Consider the following 19,001-nt stretch of genomic DNA (forward strand, 5'->3'; position numbering starts at 1 on the left):
GGGATTCAGGAGCTGTAGGAGCGATGAGGAAGAGTCACCCCATCCGGCGTGTCGTGCTGGCCACCGCCGCCACCGTGTCCGGAGTCGTGCTGCTGCTGTCGCTGAAGCCGGCGTCCGACCCGAACGCCCAGGCGGCCGGCGCGGCCCCGCAGCAGAGCTCGGCGGCCCAGGAGTCGCCGCAGGGCGGCGCCGCGGCGACCGGCACGGCGTCCGGCACGATCGACGGCAGCGTGGCCCAGACGCAGTACGGCAACGTCCAGGTACGGCTGACCGTCGCGAACGGCAAGATCACCAAGGCCGAGGCGATCCAGGCGCCCAAGGGCGGCACCAGCGACCAGAAGACGGCCCTGTCCATCCCCAAGCTCACCCAGGAGACGGTCGCGGCGCAGAGCGCGCAGATCGACTCGGTGTCCGGGGCGACCTACACCAGCAACGGGTACAAGCAGTCGCTGCAGTCGGCGATCGACAAGATGAAGGCGAGCGCGGGCTCGTCGAGCGGTTCGTCCAGCGGTTCTTCGAGCGGTGGCTCCTCGTCCGGTGCCGCGCAGGCCAAGACGGTGACCGGCGCGGTGGCCCAGACGCAGTACGGCGCCGTGCAGGTCCGTATCACCGTCAGCAACGGCAAGATCACCAAGGCCGAGGCGGTGCAGGCGCCCAAGGGGGGCCTGAGCGACCAGAAGACCGCGATGGCCGTGCCCAAGCTGAACCAGGAGGCGGTGGCGGCGGGCAGCGCGGACATCGACTCCGTCTCCGGGGCGACGTACACCAGCAGCGGCTACAAACAGTCGCTCCAGTCGGCACTGGACCAGGCCGGTGGCTGAGTCCGTGGCCGAATCCGCAGAAGCTCCCGCCGCGGTACGTCATGCGGAGGAGGTGATGGGGACCGTCTTCTCCATCGACGTCCGCGGCGGGGAACCGGCGGCGGTGCAGGCGGCGTTGACCGAGGTGGTCGCCCAACTGCACCACGCCGACCGGGTGTTCACCACATACCGCGACGACAGCCAGCTCTCCCGGCTGGCCCGCGGTGAACTCACCGTCGGGGAGTGCGGCCCGGAGGTCGCCGAGGTGCTCGAACTGGGCGCCGAGGCGGAGCGGGTGAGCGACGGCTGGTTCAGCATGCGCTACCAGGGCCGCCTCGACCCGACCGGAATCGTCAAGGGCTGGGCGGCCGAACGCGCGGCCCGCCGCCTGGCGGCCGTCCCAGGTGTCCTCGGCGTGAGCCTCAACGGCGGCGGTGACGTCCAGCTCCTGGGCACCCCCGGTCCCCAGCGCCCTTGGCGCGTCGGCGTCTCGGACCCGCTGCGCCCCGGCGGCCTGGCGGCGGTCGTCTCGGCGGCCGGCACCGACGAGCTGGCGGTGGCCACGTCCGGCACGGCGGAGCGCGGCGCGCACATCGTCGACCCGCGCACGGGTCACTCGGCGGTGACGGACCTGGTGGCGGTGACGGTGGTGGCCCCCAAGCTCACCTGGGCGGACTGCTGGGCGACGGCGGCCTTCGCGATGGGGTCCCGGGAGGGCCTGCGGTGGCTGGAGTCGCTGCCCGGTGTGGAGGCGCTGCTGATCACGGCGGGCGACGAGGTGAGATGCACGGGGGGCCTGGCATCCCGGCTCGGGTGACGCCCCCTCAGTGCCCGTTCTGAGCCAGCCTCAGCAAGTGATCGGCGAGCGCCTGTCCGCCCGTGGGGTTGCGGCTGATGAGCAGCAACGTGTCGTCACCCGCGATGGTGCCCAGGATGTCCTGCAACTCCGCCTGGTCGATGGCCGAGGCCAGGAACTGCGCCGCACCCGGCGGCGTGCGCAGGACGACCAGGTTCGCCGACGCCTCCGCGGAGATGAGCAGCTCCTGCGACAGCCGCCGCATCCGCTCCTCCTTCGCCGACTCCCCCAGCGGCGCCCGGGGCGTCCGGAAACCCCCCTCGCTCGGCACCGCGTAGATCAGGTCCCCGTCGGTGTTGCGGATCTTCACCGCGTTCAGCTCGTCGAGGTCCCGGGACAGCGTCGCCTGTGTGACGGTCAGCCCGTCGTCCGCGAGCAGCTTCGCCAACTGGCTCTGCGAGCGCACCGGTTGCCGGTTGAGGATATCCACGATCCGCCGGTGGCGTGCCGTGCGCGTCTGCGGCACGGCGGGCCCGCCCTGTACGTCGTCCTGCGCCTGGCTCATCGTCGTCTCATTCTCCGGATCGTCCGTCCCCGCGGGCCACGTCCAGGATGCCGGGCAGTGCCCGGAGCAGCGCCGCCACCTCGTCGTCGCCGAGATTCAGCGCCGGCATGAGCCGGACGACGTCGGGGGCGGGCGCGTTCACCAGGAAACCGGCCTCCTGAGCCGCCTGGCGCACCTGGGGCGCGAGCGGCTCGGTGAGCACGATACCCAGGAGCAGGCCCGCACCCCGGACATGACCGATCAACGGGTGGCCGAGCGACTCGATCCCGTCGCGCAACGCCCCGCTCTGCCGCTTGACGTTCTCCAGCAACCCCTCGTTGGCGATGGTGTCGAGCACGGCGAGCCCGGCGGCGCACGCGACGGGGTTGCCGCCGAAGGTCGTCCCGTGGTGCCCCGGCTGCAGCAGCTCGGCGGCCCGCCCGAACGCGACGGCCGCGCCCAGCGGCAGCCCGCCGCCCAGGCCCTTCGCCAGCGTGACGACGTCCGGCAGGACACCGTCGTGGGCCTGGTACTCGAACCAGTGCCCGGTGCGTCCGACGCCGGTCTGCACCTCGTCCAGGACGAGCAGCGCACCGTGCGCGGCGGTGATCGCGCGGGCGGCCTTGAGATAGCCGGGCGGCGGGGTGACCACGCCGATCTCGCCCTGGATCGGCTCCAGAACGACCAGCGCCGTCTCGTCCGTGACCGCCGCGGCCAGCGCCTGCGCGTCGCCGTAGGGCACGTGCGTGACCTCGCCGGGCAGCGGCAGGAACGGCGTGCGCTTGCCCTCCTGGCCGGTCATCGCCAGGGCGCCCATGGTGCGGCCGTGAAAGCCGCCCTCGGTGGCGACGACATGACCGCGCCCGGTCAGCCGGCCGATCTTGAAGGCGGCCTCGTTGGCCTCGGCGCCGGAGTTGCAGAAGAAGACCCGTCCTTCGCGGCCGAACAGCCGCAGGAGCCGTTCGGCGAGGGTGACGGTGGGGTCGGCCATGAAGAAGTTGGAGATGTGGCCGAGGGCGCCGATCTGCCGGCTGACGGCCTCGACGATCGCCGGGTGGGCGTGGCCGAGCGCGTTGACCGCGATGCCGCCGACGAAGTCGAGGTACTCCTTGCCGTCGGCGTCCCACACCGAGGAGCCGGCGCCGCGTACGAGGGGCAGCAGCGGAGTGCCGTAGTTGTTCATGAGCGAGCCCTGCCAGCGCTGGGCGTACTCCTGGTTGCCGGTCATCCGGCGTCCCCCTCTTGTCCGTCGGGCACGACCATCGTGCCGATGCCCTCGTCGGTGAAGATCTCCAGCAGGATGGAGTGCTGGACCCGGCCGTCGATGACGCGGGCGGTGGTGACGCCGTTGCGCACGGCGTGCAGGCAGCCCTCCATCTTCGGCACCATGCCGGCGCTCAACTCCGGCAGCAGCTTCTCCAGTTGGGAAGCGGTGAGGCGGCTGATCACCTCGTCGCTGTGCGGCCAGTCCTCGTAAAGGCCCTCGACGTCCGTGAGGACCATGAGCGTCTCGGCGCCCAGCGCAGCAGCGAGTGCCGCAGCCGCCGTATCAGCATTGACGTTGTAGACATGTCCGTCGTCCTGGCTCCGGGCGATCGAGGAGACGACCGGGATCCGGCCGTCGGCGAGCAGGGCCTCGATCGCGCCCGTGTCGATCTCGGTGATCTCGCCCACCCGCCCGATGTCGACCAGCTCGCCGTCGATCTCGGGCTGGTGCTTGGTGGCGGTGATGGTGTGCGCGTCCTCGCCCGTCAACCCGACGGCCAGCGGCCCGTGCTGGTTGAGGAGGTTGACCAGCTCGCGCTGCACCTGCCCGGCCAGCACCATGCGGACGACGTCCATGGCGTCCTCGGTGGTGACGCGCAGGCCGGCCTTGAACTCGCTGACGATGCCGTGTCTGTCGAGCGCGGCGCTGATCTGCGGGCCGCCGCCGTGCACGACGACCGGCTTGAGGCCGGCGTGGTGCAGGAAGACGACGTCCTGGGCGAACGCGGCCTTGAGGTCCTCGTCGATCATGGCGTTGCCGCCGAACTTGATGACGACGGTCTTGCCGTTGTGCCGGACGAGCCAGGGCAGCGCCTCGATGAGGATCTGGGCCTTGGGCAGGGCCGTGTGCTTTCGCGTGGTGCTCATGAGGAATAGGCGCTGTTCTCGTGGACGTAGTCGGCGGTGAGGTCGTTGGTCCAGATGGTGGCGGTCTCGGAGCCGGCGGCGAGGTCGGCGACGATGTGCACCTCGCGGTAGCGCATGTCGACCTTCTCGCGGTCCTCGCCGACGCCGCCGTTCTTGCACACCCAGACGCCGTTGATGGCGACGTTGAGGCGGTCCGGTTCGAAGGCGGCCTTCGTCGTGCCGATCGCGGAGAGCACGCGGCCCCAGTTGGGGTCCTCGCCGTGGATGGCGCACTTGAGGAGGTTGTTGCGGGCGATGGAGCGGCCCACCTCGACGGCGTCGTCCTCGCTCGCCGCGTTGATCACCTCGACCTTGATGTCCTTGCTGGCACCCTCGGCGTCCCGGATCAGCTGCTGGCCGAGGTCGTCGCAGACCTGCCGTACCGCCTCCGCGAACTCCTCGTGGTCCGGGGTGATCTCGGACGAGCCCGAGGCCAGCAGCAGGACGGTGTCGTTGGTGGACATGCAGCCGTCGGAGTCGACCCGGTCGAAGGTGACCCGGGTGGCGGCCCGAAGCGCCTTGTCCAGTACGTCGTCGTCGAGGGCCGCGTCCGTGGTGAGGACGACCAGCATGGTGGCGAGGCCCGGGGCGAGCATGCCCGCGCCCTTCGCCATGCCGCCGACGGTCCAGCCGTCCTTGGTGACGACGGACGTCTTGTGCACCGTGTCCGTCGTCTTGATGGCGATGGCGGCCTTCTCGCCGCCGTGCTCGGAGAGCTGGGCGGCGGCCGTCTCGATGCCGGGCAGCAGCTTGTCCATCGGGAGCAGCACGCCGATCAGGCCGGTCGAGCAGACCGCCACCTCGATCGCGCCCCGCCCGAGGACGTCGGCGGCCTTCTCGGCGGTCGCGTGGGTGTCCTGGAAGCCCTTGGGTCCCGTACAGGCGTTGGCGCCACCGGAGTTGAGGACGACGGCCGACACCTGGCCGCTCTTGAGGACCTGCTCGGACCACAGCACCGGCGCGGCCTTGACGCGGTTGGAGGTGAAGACGCCCGCGGCGGCACGGCGGGGACCGTTGTTGACCACGAGGGCCAGGTCCGGGTTGCCGTTCTCCTTGATCCCGGCGGCGATGCCCGCGGCCGTGAATCCCTTCGCTGCCGTCACGCTCACGGCGCAACTCCGATCGTGGTCAGCCCGGTGGTCTCGGCGAGCCCCAGGGCGAGGTTCATGCTCTGGACGGCACCGCCCGCGGTGCCCTTGGTCAGGTTGTCGATGGCGCTGATGGCGATGATGCGGCCGGCCGCCTCGTCGTACGCGACCTGCACCTGAACGGCGTTGGAACCGTGGACGGACGCCGTGGCGGGCCACTGGCCCTGGGGCAGCAGGCGGACGAAGGGCTCGTCGGCGTAGGCCTTGTCGTAGGCGGCCCGGACCGACTCGCCGGTCACCCCCGGGACCGCCTTCGCGCTGCACGTGGCCAGGATGCCGCGGGGCATCGGCGCCAGGGTCGGCGTGAAGGAGACGGAGATCCGCTCCCCCGCCACCGCGCTGAGGTTCTGGATCATCTCGGGGGTGTGCCGGTGGCCGCCGCCGACGCCGTACGGCGACATGGAGCCCATGACCTCGCTGCCCAGCAGGTGCGGCTTGGGCGCCTTGCCCGCGCCGGAGGTGCCGGAGGCGGCGACGATCACGGCCTCGGGCTCGGCGAGGGCGGCGGCGTAGGCCGGGAAGAGGGCGAGGGTGGCGGCGGTGGGGTAGCAACCGGGCACCGCGATGCGCTTGGACCCCTCCAGCGCAGCGCGGGCACCCGGCAGTTCGGGCAGGCCGTAGGGCCAGGTCCCCGCGTGCGCGGAGCCGTAGAACCGCTCCCAGTCGGCGGCGTCCTCAAGACGGAAGTCGGCGCCCATGTCGACGACCAGGACGTCCGGGCCGAGCTGTTCGGCGACGGCGGCGGACTGGCCGTGCGGCAGGGCGAGGAAGACGACGTCGTGGCCGGCGAGGGCGTCGGCCGTGGTCTCCTGGAGGACACGGTCGGCCAGGGGCAGCAGGTGCGGCTGGAGCGCGCCGAGCTTCTGGCCCGCGTTGGAGTTGCCGGTCAGGGCACCGATCTCGACCTCGGGGTGCGCCAGGAGCAGCCGCAGGAGCTCTCCGCCCGCGTAACCACTCGCACCGGCCACTGCCGCACGTACCGCCATGTCACCCTCCTCCTGGATGGCATGACTATACGTTTCAGTGCACGTTTATGCAACCAGACCTCCTGCGTCCCCGGCGCGCCGCCGGCGCACGGCGGTGAGGGTGCACCAGCCGGCGAGCACCGCCAGCGACACTCCCCCGGCCATCGTGCCGAGCCGCAGGCCGGGCGGGTGGAAAACGCAGGTCACGGTGGTGGAGGTGCCGTCGAGCGGTACGGCTGTGAGCCCGTAGTACCGTCCGGCGGGTACGGGCGTCCTGCCGCCCGTGGCGCAGCGCCAGCCGGCGATCCGCGGGGCCGCGACGAGGGCGATCCCCTTGCTGCCGGCCGGCAGCTCGGCCCGGATGGTGCCGTCGGAGACGGTCACCTTCGTGGCGCCGGTGGCCTTGAGCCTCGCGGTCACGGCGCGCAGCCGGGCGGTGTCCAGGCAGCCGACCGCGCCGTGGTCGGGGACGACGCCGGTGCGCTCGGGGTCCAGCTCGATCGTCAGATGCCCGGAGGCCGGGACCGTGCCCAGCCGCTGCATGGCGGCGATCTTGCTGACGGGGTAGTCGGCCCGGAACCGTCCGGTCGGGCCGGGCGCGGAGGCGCCGGTGAGCCGGGCGGTGCCCGCGAAGTGCGGCGCCCAGAGGTAGACCTCGCTGCCCGCCGGGCACTGGGCCGTGATCGTCGGCTTCCGTACGGTGTCTCCGCGAGCCGGGGTGATGCGCAGGCCCGGCCGCAGGTCGTGGCTGCGGTGCGGCGGATGCCCGGTGGCGGTGCGGATCGTCAGGCGCGGCACGGTGTAGACGCGGGCGCCGAGCAGGAGCTCCTGGTTGCGGTAGGGCGAGGGGCCGAAGGAGGAGGTCGCGGCGGACGGCCGTACGGTCACCAGGGGCGGCACGTCCTGCCGGGTCACGGTCACGCCGCTGCCGTCCTGGGGGAACCAGTTCTGGTGCGGGTCCGGCGGGGAGTGCACCCGGGCGCCGACGGAGAAGACGACGTCGGTGACGGCGTTGTCGAGGCTCTGCAGGCTGCGGCCGCCGGAGGTCCAGCCGCCGCCGAGGGCGGTGAGGGTGCTGCTGAGCACGGCGGAGGTGTGGCTGCTGTAGTACTGGGCGCCCTGGCCGCCCACCATCAGCGGGTCGTTGCCGACGGTCTGCTCGCGGCCGGGGTCGGTGCGGTAGCGGGGCCAGCCGTCGGCCTCGGCCACCGCCTCGGCCTGCCGGGCCTGGCGGGCGCCCCAGGGGGCGTAGTCGTCCATGTGCGCCAGGCGCGTCCGGTCGGCCACGGCGGAGGTGGCGGTCGCCTCGCCGCACTGCGCGCCGATGAGCAGCACCGCGGCGAGGGCGGCCGGTGCCAGGCGTCGGCCCCTGATCGTCAGGGGTGCGCGGCCGAGCAGGGCGAGTCCGGCCAGCGCGCCCACGGCGGCCGTCAGGAACACCGGCCAGGCGAAGGGCCGTACCAGCTGGCTGCGGCCCGCGACGAGCGTGATCAGGGCGAGCAGGCCGGCCGCCGCGCCCAGGGCCCGCCGGTCGAGGGGGCCGTAGGAGAGGGTGTGCCAGGCGGCGATGACCAGCAGGGCGCACACCACGAACGCCTGGCGGTAGGAGCTGCCCTGCGGGGCGGTGAGGGCGTGCCACAGGAGGTGGGTCGGCTTCCACTGCATCGACAGGACCACCGCGAGCACCAGCAGCGTCCACCCGGCGCGCACGCCGCGCGGAGCCGCGCGGTGGAAGGGCAGGGCGAGCGCGAGCAGCAGGGCCGTGGTGCCCACGAAGAGCGCCGGCGACCCGAAGCTGTACGTGGTGGGCAGCAGCCGGGCCAGCAGGTCCTCGGTGCCCACCGGCGCGAACCGCGTGAACCGGCCCGGGGAGGCGTGCGCGGAGCCGAAGTACACCACCGTCACCAGCGGCGCGGCCAGGCCGATGCCGAGGGCGAAGGTCAGGGCGCCCCGGCCCGCCGTGGCGAGGGCGCGCCGGCGCGGCAGCCCGGAGAGGCACAGCCGCAGCAGCAGGACGAGGACGGCGGCGAGGGTGGCCATGTACGCGGTGTAGAAGTTGGCGATCCAGGCGGCGGTCACGACCAGCACGCCGAGGACCGGGCGCCGCCCGGCCAGGATCCACTCGCCGGCCAGGCACAGCAGGGGGAGGGCGATGAGGCCGTCCAGCCACATCAGGTTGTACGAGGCGGTCGCCACGCTCCAGCCGCACAGGGCGTACGACGCGCCCAGCAGCCCCGCCGCCCACCAGCGGCCGGGGCGCAGCCGCAGCAGCAGCCAGGCCATGGCGGCGCCGGCGCACGCGACCTTCAGCACCGTGACGACGTACACCGCGAGGTCGATCCGGTCCCGCGGGAACACCGCCACGAGCAGGGCGAACGGGCTGGTGAGATAGGTGCCGAGGTCCGGCAGGAAGCTGGTGCCGTACCCCGACTGCCAGTTGACGAGCAGACCGCCGTCCGCGCGCCCGTGCAGCAGGTCCCACAGGTGCGCGTGGAACGGCAGGTACTGGTTGCCCAGGTCGTTGACGCTGCGCGTGCGGGGGCCGAAGGGGTAGCTGCGGGCGACGACGTCGGCGGCGCAGAACACCAGCGCGGAGATCGCCGCCGCGAGCAGCGCGGCCCGCCCCGGTCCGGGCTGCGTGGCGGCGGGCGCGCGCGGCGGCGCCACCCTCGGCCGCAGTATGTTCTTCTGGGCTGTCCCACTGGTCAATTCGGGCCCCCGTCCGGGGCGTTGACCCCGCGCGTAGTCGATGCGCCGTCTTAGACGGGGGGTGCGGGTGATCGGTTGTGCGACCGCCGTAAGTGGTGGGATGAATTCCAGCCGACCGGCGGGTTACGGGATGTCGCGCGCGGGCGTCAGTCGGCGATCAGGCGGTTGGCGGACCACGCCGTGCGGGTGGTGGCCCGCTCCCGCTGCCGGCGTATGACGTAGCGGCCGGGGGCGATGCCGGTGCCGCCGTGTTCGGGGTGGACGAGGTAGGCGACGGCCGAGGTGTCGAGCATGCCGAGGGCCAGGCCGGTGGTGTCGCGCAGGTCGGTGGTCCAGCGGCAGGTGCCGGGGTCGGCGACCAGGGTGTGCGGGTTGCCGCCGGCGGCGCTGCGCAGCAGTTCCAGGCCGCCGGCGGGCACGTCCCGCCAGCCGGACTCGCCCGGACGGACGGCGCGTGTGACGAGGGCGTACGGGACGACGATCAGGTCGCCCTGGGCCTGGAGGCCGTCGACGACGGGGATGGCGACCTGGCGTTCGAGGTGGTCGAGGACGTCGAGGCCGGAGCGCAGGGTGAGGTCTTCCAGGGTCATGGTCATGTTCATCACCTTGTGGGTCGGGAGACGGGCGGATGTCGCGGGAGACGGTCTGGTCAGGTGCGGCGGGCGAGCCGGGCGTAGTGCTCGTCCGAGAGGCCGTACGTCCAGCCGGCGGCCGCCACCGGGTCGTCGAAGTGGGCCGGGACGCTCAGGCCGTAGCGGCGGTGGGTGCCGTCGCGTTCGACGGAGCCGTTGACGCAGAGCAGGAGGCGGGCGGGACGGCTCCACAGCTGGGGCGGGACGTCGTAGAGGTGCAGGGACGAGCCGGGGTTGCCGGGGTCGGCGGCCTCGGCGACGTGCCGCAGGCCGGCCCGGTCGATGTAGGCGCCCCAGCCGATGCGCTCGATGGCGGTGCGGCGGACCTCGACGTTGCGTTCGGCGTGGATGCGCTCGACGGTCGGGTCCGTGATCACCCACGCCGGCACGTGGGTGCCGTGCAGGACGTGTGCCTGGGCGCCGTCGGCGAAGCGGACGGCGGGGCCGTCGTCGCGGTGCAGCCTGCGTTCGCCGTGCAGGGCGTTGGGGGTGGGTTCGGTGTGGATCTCGGCGGGCCGTTCGGCCATGACGCAGCGGGCCCTCCCCGGCCACCACCAGCCCGTGGACCGGGCCAGCCGGGCCAGCAGGGCGAGCAGTCGGCCGTCGTCGTGCCGGTAGCGGGCGAGGCCGGTGCGCGCGTACACGTCGTAGTGGGCGATCCAGTGGGCCTCGTGCTGCCCGTACCAGGTCATGCCGTCGAAGTCGCCGGTGGCGGGCATCAGTTCGGCGCGCAGCGGTGCGCGCACCGCGTCGTGCAGGGTGGCGCGGAGCGCGTCGTGGACGAGGGCGCCGAGGACGGCCGTCAGCGGTCTGCCGTCGGCCAGTGCCTCTTCGGCGGGGACGAGGAGGGGCAGGCGCCACGGGTGGGGCCGCCGGTCGCCCACGCGTGCGTCGAGGCGGCCGCGCAGCTCGTCGACGAGGCTGGCGAGCCGCGTGGCCACGGGCCAGTCGCCAGGGCGGGCGGGCAGGCGCGCACCGCGCAGGCGGAGGGGCGGGAAGGCGCGGGGATCGTCACGGAGGACGGCCAGCGCGGCGGTGGGCGAGGGGGTCCAGACGAACTCGGGAGCCGTCTCCCCCAGCAGCCGGTACACCTCACGCACGGCGAACTCGGCCTGGTCGCGGTCGGCCGGTTCGGTGGACAGCCCGTGCTCACGCCACCGAGTGGCGAGCGTGCGGGCGAGCGACACGTGTTCCGCTCCCGTCCGGGAGTCCGTCACGCGCTTCACCGGAGGACTTCGGGGTCCGCCTTTCGCATCATCATGCCCAGAGCGTGACAGCGACATCGCCCGGCCCGCAACCGAGTTGTCCGCCGCGGCACACGTCCGGGCGCTCGCGTCGGCGCGTTCGCTTGCCTTCGAGTGAGCTCGACCTTCTAACGTCGGCGGTATGAAGAGTGACGGACAGCAGAGCACCACCCGTGACGAGCGTTTCGCGCAGGGGCTGGAGGTGCTGCGGGCGGTCGACGGCGAGGCGGGACAGCGGGTGATCGACTCGCTGGCCGACGTCAGCCCCGAACTCGGGCACCAGATCGTCGCCTGGGGCTTCGGCGAGATCTACGCGCGGCCGGAACTTCAGCCCCGCGACCGCCAGTTGGTGACGCTGGGCATGCTCACCGCGCTCGGCGGCTGCGAGCCGCAGCTGGAGGTGCACGTCAACGCGGCCCTCAACGTGGGCCTGAGCGCGCAGCAGATCGTCGAGGCACTGCTGCAGGCGGCCGGGTACTGCGGCTTCCCCAGGGCCCTGAACGCCACGTTCGTGGCCAAGAAGGTGTTCGCCGAGCGCGGGCTGCTGCCGGTGGCGCAGCAGCCCGCGGACGACGGCCCGGCTACCTCTGCCTGATCCGCAGGAAGGTGACGGAGTTGGCCGGGAAGGTGTACGTGAACCTGTCGGCGACTCCTTCGAAGGTGGACGTCACCGGGGCGACCGCGGTGGTCGTCTCGGTGTTCACCGCGTCGGGCGCGGCGGCGAGGGTGGTGACCTTCGCCCGGGAGGCGACCTTGGCGCCGCCGAGGTCGATGGCCGTACGGGCCGCCGAGGACTGGGCGTTGACGACCTTGACGATCAGCTCGCCGGTCTTCGCGTCCCGGGTGACGACCTGGCGGAACGGCTCGGCCGGCCTGTCGTCGGTGAAGCTGCCCCACTCCTGGCCGTCGAGGTACAGGGTCACCCGGCGGCCCCGCACCTTGATGTCGACGTCGTAGGCACGGCCCGTCTCGACCGAGCCGGCCTTGGCGATCAGGGTCGACTTGCCGCCGTCCACGGCCTGTTCGACGGCGGTCTGGGTGTTGTTCCAGCCGCCGATGTTCCACCAGTAGTAGGTGCCGGTGTCCTTGACGCCGAAGGCGACCAGGAAGCCCTCCTTGCCGGACCTCTTGGTGGCCTTCACGTGCAGGTCGTAGTCGTGCCAGGACGGGTCGCCGGCCTGGACCATGGTGTTCTCGGCGGTGTCGGACGTCTCGACGTACTGCCCGTCCTGGACCGTCCAGCTCCCGCCGCCCGTGTGGGTCCACTGCGCGGCGTCGCCGGAGAAGTCGTCGCTGAGCAGCGTGTCGCCGTCCGCGCCGGTCACCTTCACGTCGTCGTACGCGGCGCTGGTGTTCCAGGTGGACAGGCCGACGGCGCCGGTGATGGGCCCGAGCAGGGACGGTGTTCCGGTGGCCGTGGACGGCACCACCCGGTCGCCGACGTTGTTCATGAACAGCTTCTGGACCTCGTAGTCGGCCGAGCCCCAGGAGGCGTGGTTGTTGAACCACACCATGTCCGGGCGCCACTGCACGTAGTCCTCGTTGGCGAACAGCGGCGCGTAGGAGGCGAGTTCGACGACGTCCGCGTTGCGTTCCAGGCCGGTCATGTAGGCGGCCTCGGCGAGGCCGTTCTTGAAGGTGTTGCCCCCGGAGGCGTATTCGCCGAGGAACACCTTGGGTCCGCTGCGGTCGTAGGAGTCGTAGCGGTCGTTGTTCTGCAGGAACCACTGCGGGCTGTTGTAGTAGTGCTCGTCGACCATGTCGACCCCGGCGTCCCGGTTCAGCTTCCACGCCGTGTCGAAGGTGGTTCCCGAGTCGTCCGGGCCGCTGTTGGAGATCACCGTCATGTACGGGTACTTGGCGTCGATGGCGGCGCGGAACTGCTGGAAGCGGGCGAAGAACGCGTCGGGGAGGTTCTCCTCGTTGCCGACCTCGATGTGGGTGAGGTGGAAGGGCTTGGGGTGGCCCATCCGCGCGCGCACTCCGCCCCACGTGGAGGTCACGGGTCCGTTGGCGAACTCGATGAGGTCGAGGGTGTCCTGGATGTGCCGCCTGAGCAGCGCGTCGTCGTCGACGGCCTGGTTCTGGCCGCAGCCGGTCACCAGCGCGGGCACGACGGGCAGCGGCATGGCGCCGATGTCCTCGGCGAAGCGGAAGTACTCGTAGTAGCCGAGGCCGTAACTCTGGTTGTAGCCCCAGAAGTCGCTGTTGGTGGCGCGGGTCTCGACCGGGCCGACGGTGTCCTTCCACTGGTAGGCGCGCTTGCGCTGGTAGCCGGAGGCCGCGCTGTAGTCCTGCATGGAGCCGGTGTTGACCAGGCAGCCGCCGGGGAAGCGGACGAAGCCGGGGTGCAGGGCGGCGATCTTCTCGGCGAGGTCCTCGCGCAGGCCGTTGGGCTCGTGCTTGTAGGTGTCGCGCGGGAAGAGGGACACCATGTCGAGGGCGGCCGCCGCGGAGGTGGCCACGGTGAGGCGGCCGGCGGAGCTGGTGCGGGTCGCGATGAACGTCGCCTTGTACCGGGCCCAGCCGCCCTTGCGCACGGCCACCCGGCGGGCGGTGGCCAGGGTCCCGTCCGCGTCCTGCGCGGACACGGTGAGCGTGGTGCCGCTCTCGGCGCGGGCCCAGACGGAGAAGTCGTACTTCTTGCCCTGCTCGACGCGGATGCCGGTGTTGTAGCCGGAGTTGGTGACCGCCGAACCGGCGCCGAGAGAGAGGTAGTTGCGGTTGCGGTCGTTGAGGCGTCCGTCGTCGTTCACGACCCGCGCGCCGCCGGAGACGGTCCACGCGGTGAGCGGGGTGTAGGACGCGTTGTCGTCGGTGGAGTACTCGAACGACCGGTTCTGCACCAGCTCGGCGTACAGGCCGCCGTCGGCGGCGCGGTTGATGTCCTCGAAGAAGACGCCGTACATCGTGTCGTCGATCTCCGCGCCCTGGGCGGCCGGGTCGACGGTGATGGAGTAGTCGGTGACGTCGTCGGCGTGGGCGGGGGCCGGGACGAGGCCGACGGCCAGGAGGAAAGCGCTTGCTCCCAGGCCGAGTCTCAGCCGGGTGCGGGTGGTGCGTGACATGGATACTCCGCGGCTCGATGGAGTGGACCGGGCAGGTCGAGACGGGTGCGAGGGGTTCGAAATATCAGACAGCGGTCAGCACTTCGAACGGCAAGATAGGCACGCGATGTGAACACGTCAATGGGGCCGGACGAGGGAGGACGTCCGGGGACGACGTAAGGTCGAGGGCATGGATGCGGTGGTGCCCTGTCTCGTCGTGCTCGGCTGTCTCGGCCTGGTCATGGGGTTCCTCGCCTGGTTCGCGCGGCTGATCCGCCGACGCGGCGGGGCGGGCGGCGGGCTGGGCGGGGCGCTGGCGGCGTACGAGGAGGCCTTCCGCGCCACCGGCCATGCCGCGCACTACGAGGTGCGGGCGCAGGCCGACCGCAAGGACCCGCTCGAATCGCCCGACCGGTGGCGCGGGCGGCTGCGGAAGAGGGCGTGAGGATGGGCGAGTGGTGGCCGGTGGCCAACGTGCTGGCGCATCTGGCCGGGCGCTGGCGGGTGGAGCGCACCGTGCGGGATCTCGCGAGCGGTGACGAGGGGCGCTTCTCGGGGGCCGTCGACTTCAGCCCGCTGGACGGCGGCGGACTGCTGCATCACGAGTCCGGCACCTTCGTCTGGCAGGGCGTCGCCCGGCCCGCCGAGCGCACCCTGCGTTTCCTGCCGGGCGGCGCACCGGGCACGGCGGACGTGCGCTTCGCCGACGGACGGCCCTTCCACGGCCTCGACCTGAGGTCGGGACGCCATGTCGCCGACCACCCGTGCGCGGCGGACCTGTACCGGGGCGAGTTCACCGTCCTGGACGCGGACCACTGGCGGACGGTGTGGCGGGTGGGCGGGCCGGCGAAGGACCTGGTGCTGACGACGGACTACGCGCGGGAGCTGTGAGAAGCCCGCCCGTCACCGGCCTCTGCTTCCGCTCAGGTTCGCGAGGGCTGCGCCGGCAGCCCGTCGAACCGCAGGTTCCAGCGGCCCGCGCGGCCCGTGACCGTGGTCGTCGACAGGGGCCGCACGTCGATGTTCCAGTAGGTCGAGGGCGGCGCCTTCAGGGCGTACACGAGGGCGGCGCGGATCACGGAGGGCTCGGCCACCGCGACGATGCGGCCGCCGTCGTCGACGGGCCGGGTGTCGAGCCAGTCGCCGACCCGGGAGACGAAGGCCAGCAGCGACTCGCCGCCGTGCGGGGTGGCCCGCGGGTCGGCGAGCCAGGCGTCCACCAGCTCCGGCTCGCGGGCCATCGCCTCGCCCAGCGTCAGCCCGCGCCAGCGGCCCATGTCACAGTCGCGCAGGGCGAGTTGGACCAGCGGCGCGTAGCCGAGCCCGTCGCCGGTGGCGCGGCTGCGCGGCGTCGGCGAGCAGTAGCGCAGCTCGGCCGCCGCGAGCGGGAGCAGATCGGGGGCGGCGCGCTGCACCTCGTCCCAGCCGGCCTGGTCCAGCGGGCGGTCGTCCTCGAAGCGCTCCGCGAGCAGCGGGCTGCTGCGCGCGGCGGCGACGAACGTGACCCGTAGTTGCATGCGCAGATGGTGTGTCCAGAAAGTGCGCAGGTCAAGGGGCGTTACCTAGGAGTCACCCACCGTGGGTGAAACCTTACCTCCGGGTCAGGACCAGGCGGACAAAACGCTCGGACCGTGCCGGTCCCGCGCCGCCTCGGATCAATCCGCGACCAGGGCCATCCACAGGTCGGGCTGGGCCAGCGGCGCGAAACCGAGCCGCGCGTAGACGCCGTGCGCGTCGGCCGTGGCGAGCAGGATGCGCCGCAGGCCGTACGGCCGCAGGTGCTCGCGTACGGCGGCCACCATGGCCGTCCCGACGCCCTTGCCGCGCACCGACGGATCGACGTACACGTCGCACAGCCACGCGAAGGTGGCCCTGTCGGTGACGATGCGCGCGTACGCCACCTGCTCCCCGGACGCCGTGTCGTACACCCCGAAGTTGAGCGAGCCCGCCACCGCCCGGTCGTGCTTCTCCCGTGGCCGTCCGAGGGCCCAGTAGGCGTCGCCGGACAGCCAGCGGTGCACGCGGTCGGCGTCTAGGCGGTCGGGGTCGGTGGAGATCTCGTAGCCCTCGGGGAGGCTCGGGGTGTCGGTCATGGGCGGGAGATTCGCAGGCCGCGGCAGCCTTGTCGAACGGATTTCGGTGGCCGGGACGGGCGTTGTCAGTGGCGGCTGCGATGCTGTCGGCCATGAGGGGGACGACAGCGCACACGACGGACTACGCCTGGCTCGGCGGCGAGCCCGCAAGGGGGATATGGGCGACCGGAACTCGCCGTCCGCCAGCCAGCGGAAGCGGTCCACCGCGTTGATGTTCCGGTAGGGCGAGACCATGCTCCTGCACTTCGAGCCGCTGTTCCCGGACGCCCGGGACGGCAGCGCCGCCGACGGGTACGTCACGCAGCTGCGGGAGTCGGGCTTCCGGCTGGGCGCGGACCGCGTGGTGGACGGCACCCGCACCGAGGCCGCGTTCGCCCTCGCCGAGCGGATCACCGGGATACGGCTGACGGCGGAACTGCTGGACCCCCTGGAGTTCGTCTGCGCAGGCCTTCAGGCCCCCTGGAGCACCGCGTCCCAGGCGGTGCGCAGACGTCGTACGCCCTCCTCGATCTCGCCCGTCCCCGCCACCGCAGCGAAGCTCAACCGCAGGTGGGCGGCGGGGGGTTCGGCACTGAAGTAGGGGCGGCCGGGGGTGACGGCGACACCGGCGCGCAGGGCCGCCGCGGTGAGGGCGGACTCGTCGCTGCCGTCCGGCAGGCGCAGCCAGAGGTGGTAGCCGCCGGAGGGGATGTGCGGCAGGGCGAGTTCGGGCAGGCGCAGGCGCAGGGCGGCGGTCATGGTGTCGCGGCGCGTCTTCAACTCCGCCGAGATCGCCCGCAGATGGCGGGGCCAGGCGGGCGAGCCGACGAGTTCGAGGGCGGCCTCTTGCAGGGGCCGGGGCACGAAGAAGGTGTCGACGACCTGGATGGCGCGCAGCCGTTCCAGGACCGGGCCGCGGGCGGCCAGGGCGCTGACCCGGAAGCTGGGCGAGGTCGCCTTGGTGAGCGAGCAGACGTGGACGACGACGCCGTCGGGGTCCTCGGCGGCGAGCGGGCGCGGCAGCGGTCCGGCGTCGTCGTGCACGAGCCGTCGTACGAAGTCGTCCTCCACGACGAACGCGCCGGCCTCACGGGCGATGCGCAGCACCTCGCCGCGGCGCTCGGGGGCGAGCAGGGCACCGGTCGGGTTCTGGAAGAGGGGCTGGCAGACGAAGACGCGGGCGCCGGTCGCGCGGAACGCGTCGGCGAGCAGGGCCGGTCTGACCCCGTCCGCGTCCACGGGGACGGGCACGGGACGCAGGCCCGCCGCCCGGGCGATCGCCAGCATGCCCGGATACGTGGGCGATTCCACGAGCACCGGCGCTCCGGGCGGGGCAAGGGCGCGCAGCGCGGTGGTCAGCGCGGACTGGCCGCCCGCGGTGACGAGCACCTCGGCCGCGGTCACCGCGCCGCCGATGCCGCGGGCGAACCACTCGCGCAGTTCCGGCAGCCCCTCCATGGGCGGCCGGCCCCACGCGCCGGGACGGCGGCCGGCGCGCGAGAGCGCCGCCGCCATGGCCCGCTCCGGTTGCAGCGACGGGTGCAGATAGCCGCCGTTGAACTCGATGACGCCGGGCGCGGGCTGGGCGAGGGAGACCAGCACGCCCGAGGCGTCCACCGTGCGCGGGACCAGGTCGGCGGCGCCGTCCGCGCTCAGGGCGACCTCCTGCCAGGAGGTGTCGCCGACGGCTGCGGCGCCGCCCGTCGGCTCGGCGCGGAAGGCACCGGCTCCCGGGCGGGTGACGACCAGTCCCTCGGCGGCGAGCTGGGCGAGGGCCCGCGAGACGGTGACGGGGCTGACCCGGAACCGTTCGACCAGGGCACGGCTGGACGGGAGCTTTCCACCGGGAGAGTAGCGGTTCAGCTCCTGCCGCAGCCGGTTCGCCAGGTCGTCGACGCTGCTACGCTGGTGCATGAGAGCACAGAGTAGCGCTATCGCTCCGTCCCGGATAGCGGTGGACAGTCCTAGCCGGGGCCTTGCCGCCGGCACCCTCCAGGCCGCCCTGGGTGTCGTCGCCTTCTCCCTCACCTTCCCCGCCACCGCCTGGGGGCTGGAGGGCTTCGGGCCCTGGGCGCTGGTGGCCGTGCGCAGTGTCCTCGCCGCGCTGATCGCGGGTGTCTGCCTGTCGGCCCTGCGCGTGTCGGTACCGGAGCGCCGGCACTGGGCGGGCCTCGCGGTCGTCGCCGCCGGAGTCGTGGCGGGCTTCCCGCTGCTGACCACCCTCGCCCTGGAGACCTCCACCACCGCGCACGCGGCCGTCGTGGTCGGTCTGCTCCCGCTCACCACGGCGCTGCTGTCCGCGCTGCGCACCGGCCACCGTCCCTCGCGCGCCTTCTGGGCGGCGGCGCTCGCCGGGGCGGCCGCGGTCGTGGCCTTCACCGTGCAGCAGAGCGGCGGCGCCCTGACGACCGCCGACCTCTACCTGTTCGGCGCGCTGCTGGTGTGCGCGGCCGGCTACACCGAGGGCGGCCGGCTGGCCCGGGTCATGCCTGGCTGGCAGGTCATCGGCTGGGCGCTGGTGCTCTGTCTGCCGCTGAGCGTGCCCGCCGCGGTGCTGGCACTGGCGTACGAGCCGGTGCACCTGACCGCGCACAGCGTGGCGGGCCTGCTGTGGGTCGCGGCGGGGTCGCAGTTCCTCGGACTGGTCGTCTGGTACCGGGGCATGGCCGCGATCGGCATCCCCAAGGCCAGTCAGTTGCAGTTGGCCCAGCCCCTGCTCACACTGGTGTGGTCGGTGCTGCTGCTGGGCGAGCACCTGACGGCGGCCGCGCCGCTGACGGCCGCGGCGGTCCTGGTGTGCATCGCCGTCACACAGCGCGCGCGAGGCTGAAGCCGGGGCCGTTCGGCCCGCTTCCCAGTGTGGCCCGGGGCC

The 19,001-nt window shown here is 72.8% G+C and carries 18 protein-coding genes and 2 pseudogenes; 7 read left to right on the plus strand and 13 right to left on the minus strand.

The features are described 5' to 3' along the window. Positions 1-23 precede the first annotated feature (23 nt). Both ACYF6T_RS25260 and ACYF6T_RS25265 read left to right on the plus strand, forming a co-directional pair. Positions 24-821: an FMN-binding protein gene (locus ACYF6T_RS25260; RefSeq protein WP_461699170.1), complete on the plus strand. Its 798-nt coding sequence runs from the start codon at positions 24-26 to the stop codon at positions 819-821. 55 nt (positions 822-876) lie between these two features. Beyond that, the gene (locus ACYF6T_RS25265) at positions 877-1,617 is read left to right on the plus strand and encodes an FAD:protein FMN transferase (RefSeq protein WP_461699172.1); all 741 of its coding nucleotides are present in this window, start codon (positions 877-879) and stop codon (positions 1,615-1,617) included. Between the two features lie 7 nt (positions 1,618-1,624). Here ACYF6T_RS25265 and ACYF6T_RS25270 read toward each other — a convergent pair whose 3' ends face one another. The 8 genes from ACYF6T_RS25270 to ACYF6T_RS25305 all read right to left on the minus strand — a co-directional run bounded on the left by ACYF6T_RS25270 (position 1,625) and on the right by ACYF6T_RS25305 (position 10,983). Continuing rightward, positions 1,625-2,161, minus strand: coding sequence for an arginine repressor (locus ACYF6T_RS25270; RefSeq protein ID WP_461699174.1), 537 nt, complete (start codon positions 2,159-2,161; stop codon positions 1,625-1,627). Positions 2,162-2,168: 7 nt separating this feature from the next. Beyond that, on the minus strand, positions 2,169-3,368 hold the full coding sequence (locus ACYF6T_RS25275) for an acetylornithine transaminase (protein WP_461699175.1): 1,200 nt from the start codon (positions 3,366-3,368) through the stop codon (positions 2,169-2,171). Beyond that, positions 3,365-4,273, minus strand: a complete 909-nt coding sequence (argB, locus tag ACYF6T_RS25280; protein WP_461699177.1) for an acetylglutamate kinase — start codon at positions 4,271-4,273, stop codon at positions 3,365-3,367. The genes ACYF6T_RS25275 and argB overlap by 4 nt, the downstream gene beginning before the upstream one ends. Next, positions 4,270-5,421 carry a bifunctional glutamate N-acetyltransferase/amino-acid acetyltransferase ArgJ gene (gene argJ, locus ACYF6T_RS25285; RefSeq protein WP_461699178.1) on the minus strand — a complete coding sequence of 384 codons (1,152 nt, stop codon included), beginning with the start codon at positions 5,419-5,421 and terminating at the stop codon, positions 4,270-4,272. Before argJ ends, argB begins: the two co-directional genes overlap by 4 nt. Then, positions 5,418-6,446, minus strand: coding sequence for an N-acetyl-gamma-glutamyl-phosphate reductase (gene argC / locus ACYF6T_RS25290; RefSeq protein ID WP_461699179.1), 1,029 nt, complete (start codon positions 6,444-6,446; stop codon positions 5,418-5,420). The genes argJ and argC overlap by 4 nt, the downstream gene beginning before the upstream one ends. Positions 6,447-6,491: 45 nt before the next feature. Then, the gene (locus ACYF6T_RS25295; protein ID WP_461699181.1) at positions 6,492-9,092 is read right to left on the minus strand and encodes a YfhO family protein; all 2,601 of its coding nucleotides are present in this window, start codon (positions 9,090-9,092) and stop codon (positions 6,492-6,494) included. A 188-nt stretch (positions 9,093-9,280) separates the two neighbouring features. After that, a complete protein-coding gene (locus tag ACYF6T_RS25300) occupies positions 9,281-9,730 on the minus strand; it encodes a hypothetical protein (protein ID WP_461699182.1) in 450 nt (149 codons plus the stop codon). A gap of 53 nt (positions 9,731-9,783) precedes the next feature. After that, positions 9,784-10,983: a DUF6745 domain-containing protein gene (locus tag ACYF6T_RS25305; protein WP_461699184.1), complete on the minus strand. Its 1,200-nt coding sequence runs from the start codon at positions 10,981-10,983 to the stop codon at positions 9,784-9,786. 169 nt (positions 10,984-11,152) lie between these two features. On the opposite strand from ACYF6T_RS25305, the gene ACYF6T_RS25310 reads away from it, so the two are divergent. Next, positions 11,153-11,605 carry a carboxymuconolactone decarboxylase family protein gene (locus tag ACYF6T_RS25310; protein WP_461699185.1) on the plus strand — a complete coding sequence of 151 codons (453 nt, stop codon included), beginning with the start codon at positions 11,153-11,155 and terminating at the stop codon, positions 11,603-11,605. Here the strand turns inward: ACYF6T_RS25310 and ACYF6T_RS25315 are convergent. Continuing rightward, complete coding sequence (locus ACYF6T_RS25315) at positions 11,592-14,078, minus strand: alpha-L-arabinofuranosidase C-terminal domain-containing protein (RefSeq protein WP_461699186.1); 2,487 nt, start codon at positions 14,076-14,078, stop codon at positions 11,592-11,594. The genes ACYF6T_RS25310 and ACYF6T_RS25315 overlap by 14 nt on opposite strands. 169 nt (positions 14,079-14,247) lie before the next feature. Between ACYF6T_RS25315 and ACYF6T_RS25320 the strand changes: the two genes are divergently transcribed. Together ACYF6T_RS25320 and ACYF6T_RS25325 are read left to right on the plus strand one after the other, a co-directional pair. Continuing rightward, complete coding sequence (locus ACYF6T_RS25320; RefSeq protein WP_461699187.1) at positions 14,248-14,502, plus strand: hypothetical protein; 255 nt, start codon at positions 14,248-14,250, stop codon at positions 14,500-14,502. 2 nt (positions 14,503-14,504) lie between these two features. Continuing rightward, entirely contained in the window at positions 14,505-14,948 is a 444-nt protein-coding gene (locus tag ACYF6T_RS25325) for a DUF6314 family protein (RefSeq protein ID WP_461699292.1), read from the plus strand. A gap of 32 nt (positions 14,949-14,980) precedes the next feature. Here the strand turns inward: ACYF6T_RS25325 and ACYF6T_RS25330 are convergent, their stop codons facing one another. The 3 genes and pseudogenes from ACYF6T_RS25330 to ACYF6T_RS25340 all read right to left on the minus strand — a co-directional run. Continuing rightward, positions 14,981-15,574 carry a histidine phosphatase family protein gene (locus tag ACYF6T_RS25330; RefSeq protein WP_461699189.1) on the minus strand — a complete coding sequence of 198 codons (594 nt, stop codon included), beginning with the start codon at positions 15,572-15,574 and terminating at the stop codon, positions 14,981-14,983. 138 nt (positions 15,575-15,712) lie between these two features. After that, positions 15,713-16,150 (minus strand): GNAT family N-acetyltransferase, encoded by a 438-nt coding sequence (locus ACYF6T_RS25335; RefSeq protein ID WP_461699293.1) that lies wholly within the window; start codon positions 16,148-16,150, stop codon positions 15,713-15,715. 177 nt (positions 16,151-16,327) lie between these two features. Next, positions 16,328-16,384: pseudogene (locus tag ACYF6T_RS25340) on the minus strand (hypothetical protein); the annotation flags it as partial. Here ACYF6T_RS25340 and ACYF6T_RS25345 point away from each other — a divergent pair. Continuing rightward, positions 16,383-16,586, plus strand: a pseudogene (locus tag ACYF6T_RS25345) (DUF6461 domain-containing protein); the annotation flags it as partial. The pseudogenes ACYF6T_RS25340 and ACYF6T_RS25345 sit on opposite strands and share 2 nt — an antisense overlap. Positions 16,587-16,600: 14 nt before the next feature. Here ACYF6T_RS25345 and ACYF6T_RS25350 read toward each other — a convergent pair. Next, entirely contained in the window at positions 16,601-18,043 is a 1,443-nt protein-coding gene (locus tag ACYF6T_RS25350; protein WP_461699190.1) for an aminotransferase-like domain-containing protein, read from the minus strand. Between ACYF6T_RS25350 and ACYF6T_RS25355 the strand changes: the two genes are divergently transcribed. Beyond that, positions 18,042-18,959, plus strand: a complete 918-nt coding sequence (locus ACYF6T_RS25355; protein WP_461699191.1) for a DMT family transporter — start codon at positions 18,042-18,044, stop codon at positions 18,957-18,959. The two genes, ACYF6T_RS25350 and ACYF6T_RS25355, sit on opposite strands and share 2 nt — an antisense overlap. The last annotated feature ends 42 nt before the right edge of the window (positions 18,960-19,001 follow it).

The organism is Streptomyces sp. 7R007 (assembly GCF_054850255.1).

Excerpts from the sequence above, each read along its gene's own strand:
- ACYF6T_RS25260 (WP_461699170.1), top strand. The coding sequence starts at position 24 with ATGAGGAAGAGTCACCCCATCCGGCGTGTCGTGCTGGCCACCGCCGCC.
- ACYF6T_RS25265 (WP_461699172.1), top strand. The coding sequence starts at position 877 with ATGGGGACCGTCTTCTCCATCGACGTCCGCGGCGGGGAACCGGCGGCG.
- ACYF6T_RS25270 (WP_461699174.1), bottom strand. The coding sequence starts at position 2,161 with ATGAGCCAGGCGCAGGACGACGTACAGGGCGGGCCCGCCGTGCCGCAG.
- ACYF6T_RS25275 (WP_461699175.1), bottom strand. The coding sequence starts at position 3,368 with ATGACCGGCAACCAGGAGTACGCCCAGCGCTGGCAGGGCTCGCTCATG.
- argB (WP_461699177.1), bottom strand. The coding sequence starts at position 4,273 with ATGAGCACCACGCGAAAGCACACGGCCCTGCCCAAGGCCCAGATCCTC.
- argC (WP_461699179.1), bottom strand. The coding sequence starts at position 6,446 with ATGGCGGTACGTGCGGCAGTGGCCGGTGCGAGTGGTTACGCGGGCGGA.
- ACYF6T_RS25300 (WP_461699182.1), bottom strand. The coding sequence starts at position 9,730 with ATGACCATGACCCTGGAAGACCTCACCCTGCGCTCCGGCCTCGACGTC.
- ACYF6T_RS25310 (WP_461699185.1), top strand. The coding sequence starts at position 11,153 with ATGAAGAGTGACGGACAGCAGAGCACCACCCGTGACGAGCGTTTCGCG.
- ACYF6T_RS25315 (WP_461699186.1), bottom strand. The coding sequence starts at position 14,078 with ATGTCACGCACCACCCGCACCCGGCTGAGACTCGGCCTGGGAGCAAGC.
- ACYF6T_RS25320 (WP_461699187.1), top strand. The coding sequence starts at position 14,248 with ATGGATGCGGTGGTGCCCTGTCTCGTCGTGCTCGGCTGTCTCGGCCTG.
- ACYF6T_RS25325 (WP_461699292.1), top strand. The coding sequence starts at position 14,505 with ATGGGCGAGTGGTGGCCGGTGGCCAACGTGCTGGCGCATCTGGCCGGG.
- ACYF6T_RS25330 (WP_461699189.1), bottom strand. The coding sequence starts at position 15,574 with ATGCAACTACGGGTCACGTTCGTCGCCGCCGCGCGCAGCAGCCCGCTG.
- ACYF6T_RS25335 (WP_461699293.1), bottom strand. The coding sequence starts at position 16,150 with ATGACCGACACCCCGAGCCTCCCCGAGGGCTACGAGATCTCCACCGAC.
- ACYF6T_RS25355 (WP_461699191.1), top strand. The coding sequence starts at position 18,042 with ATGAGAGCACAGAGTAGCGCTATCGCTCCGTCCCGGATAGCGGTGGAC.
- ACYF6T_RS25350 (WP_461699190.1), bottom strand. The coding sequence starts at position 18,043 with ATGCACCAGCGTAGCAGCGTCGACGACCTGGCGAACCGGCTGCGGCAG.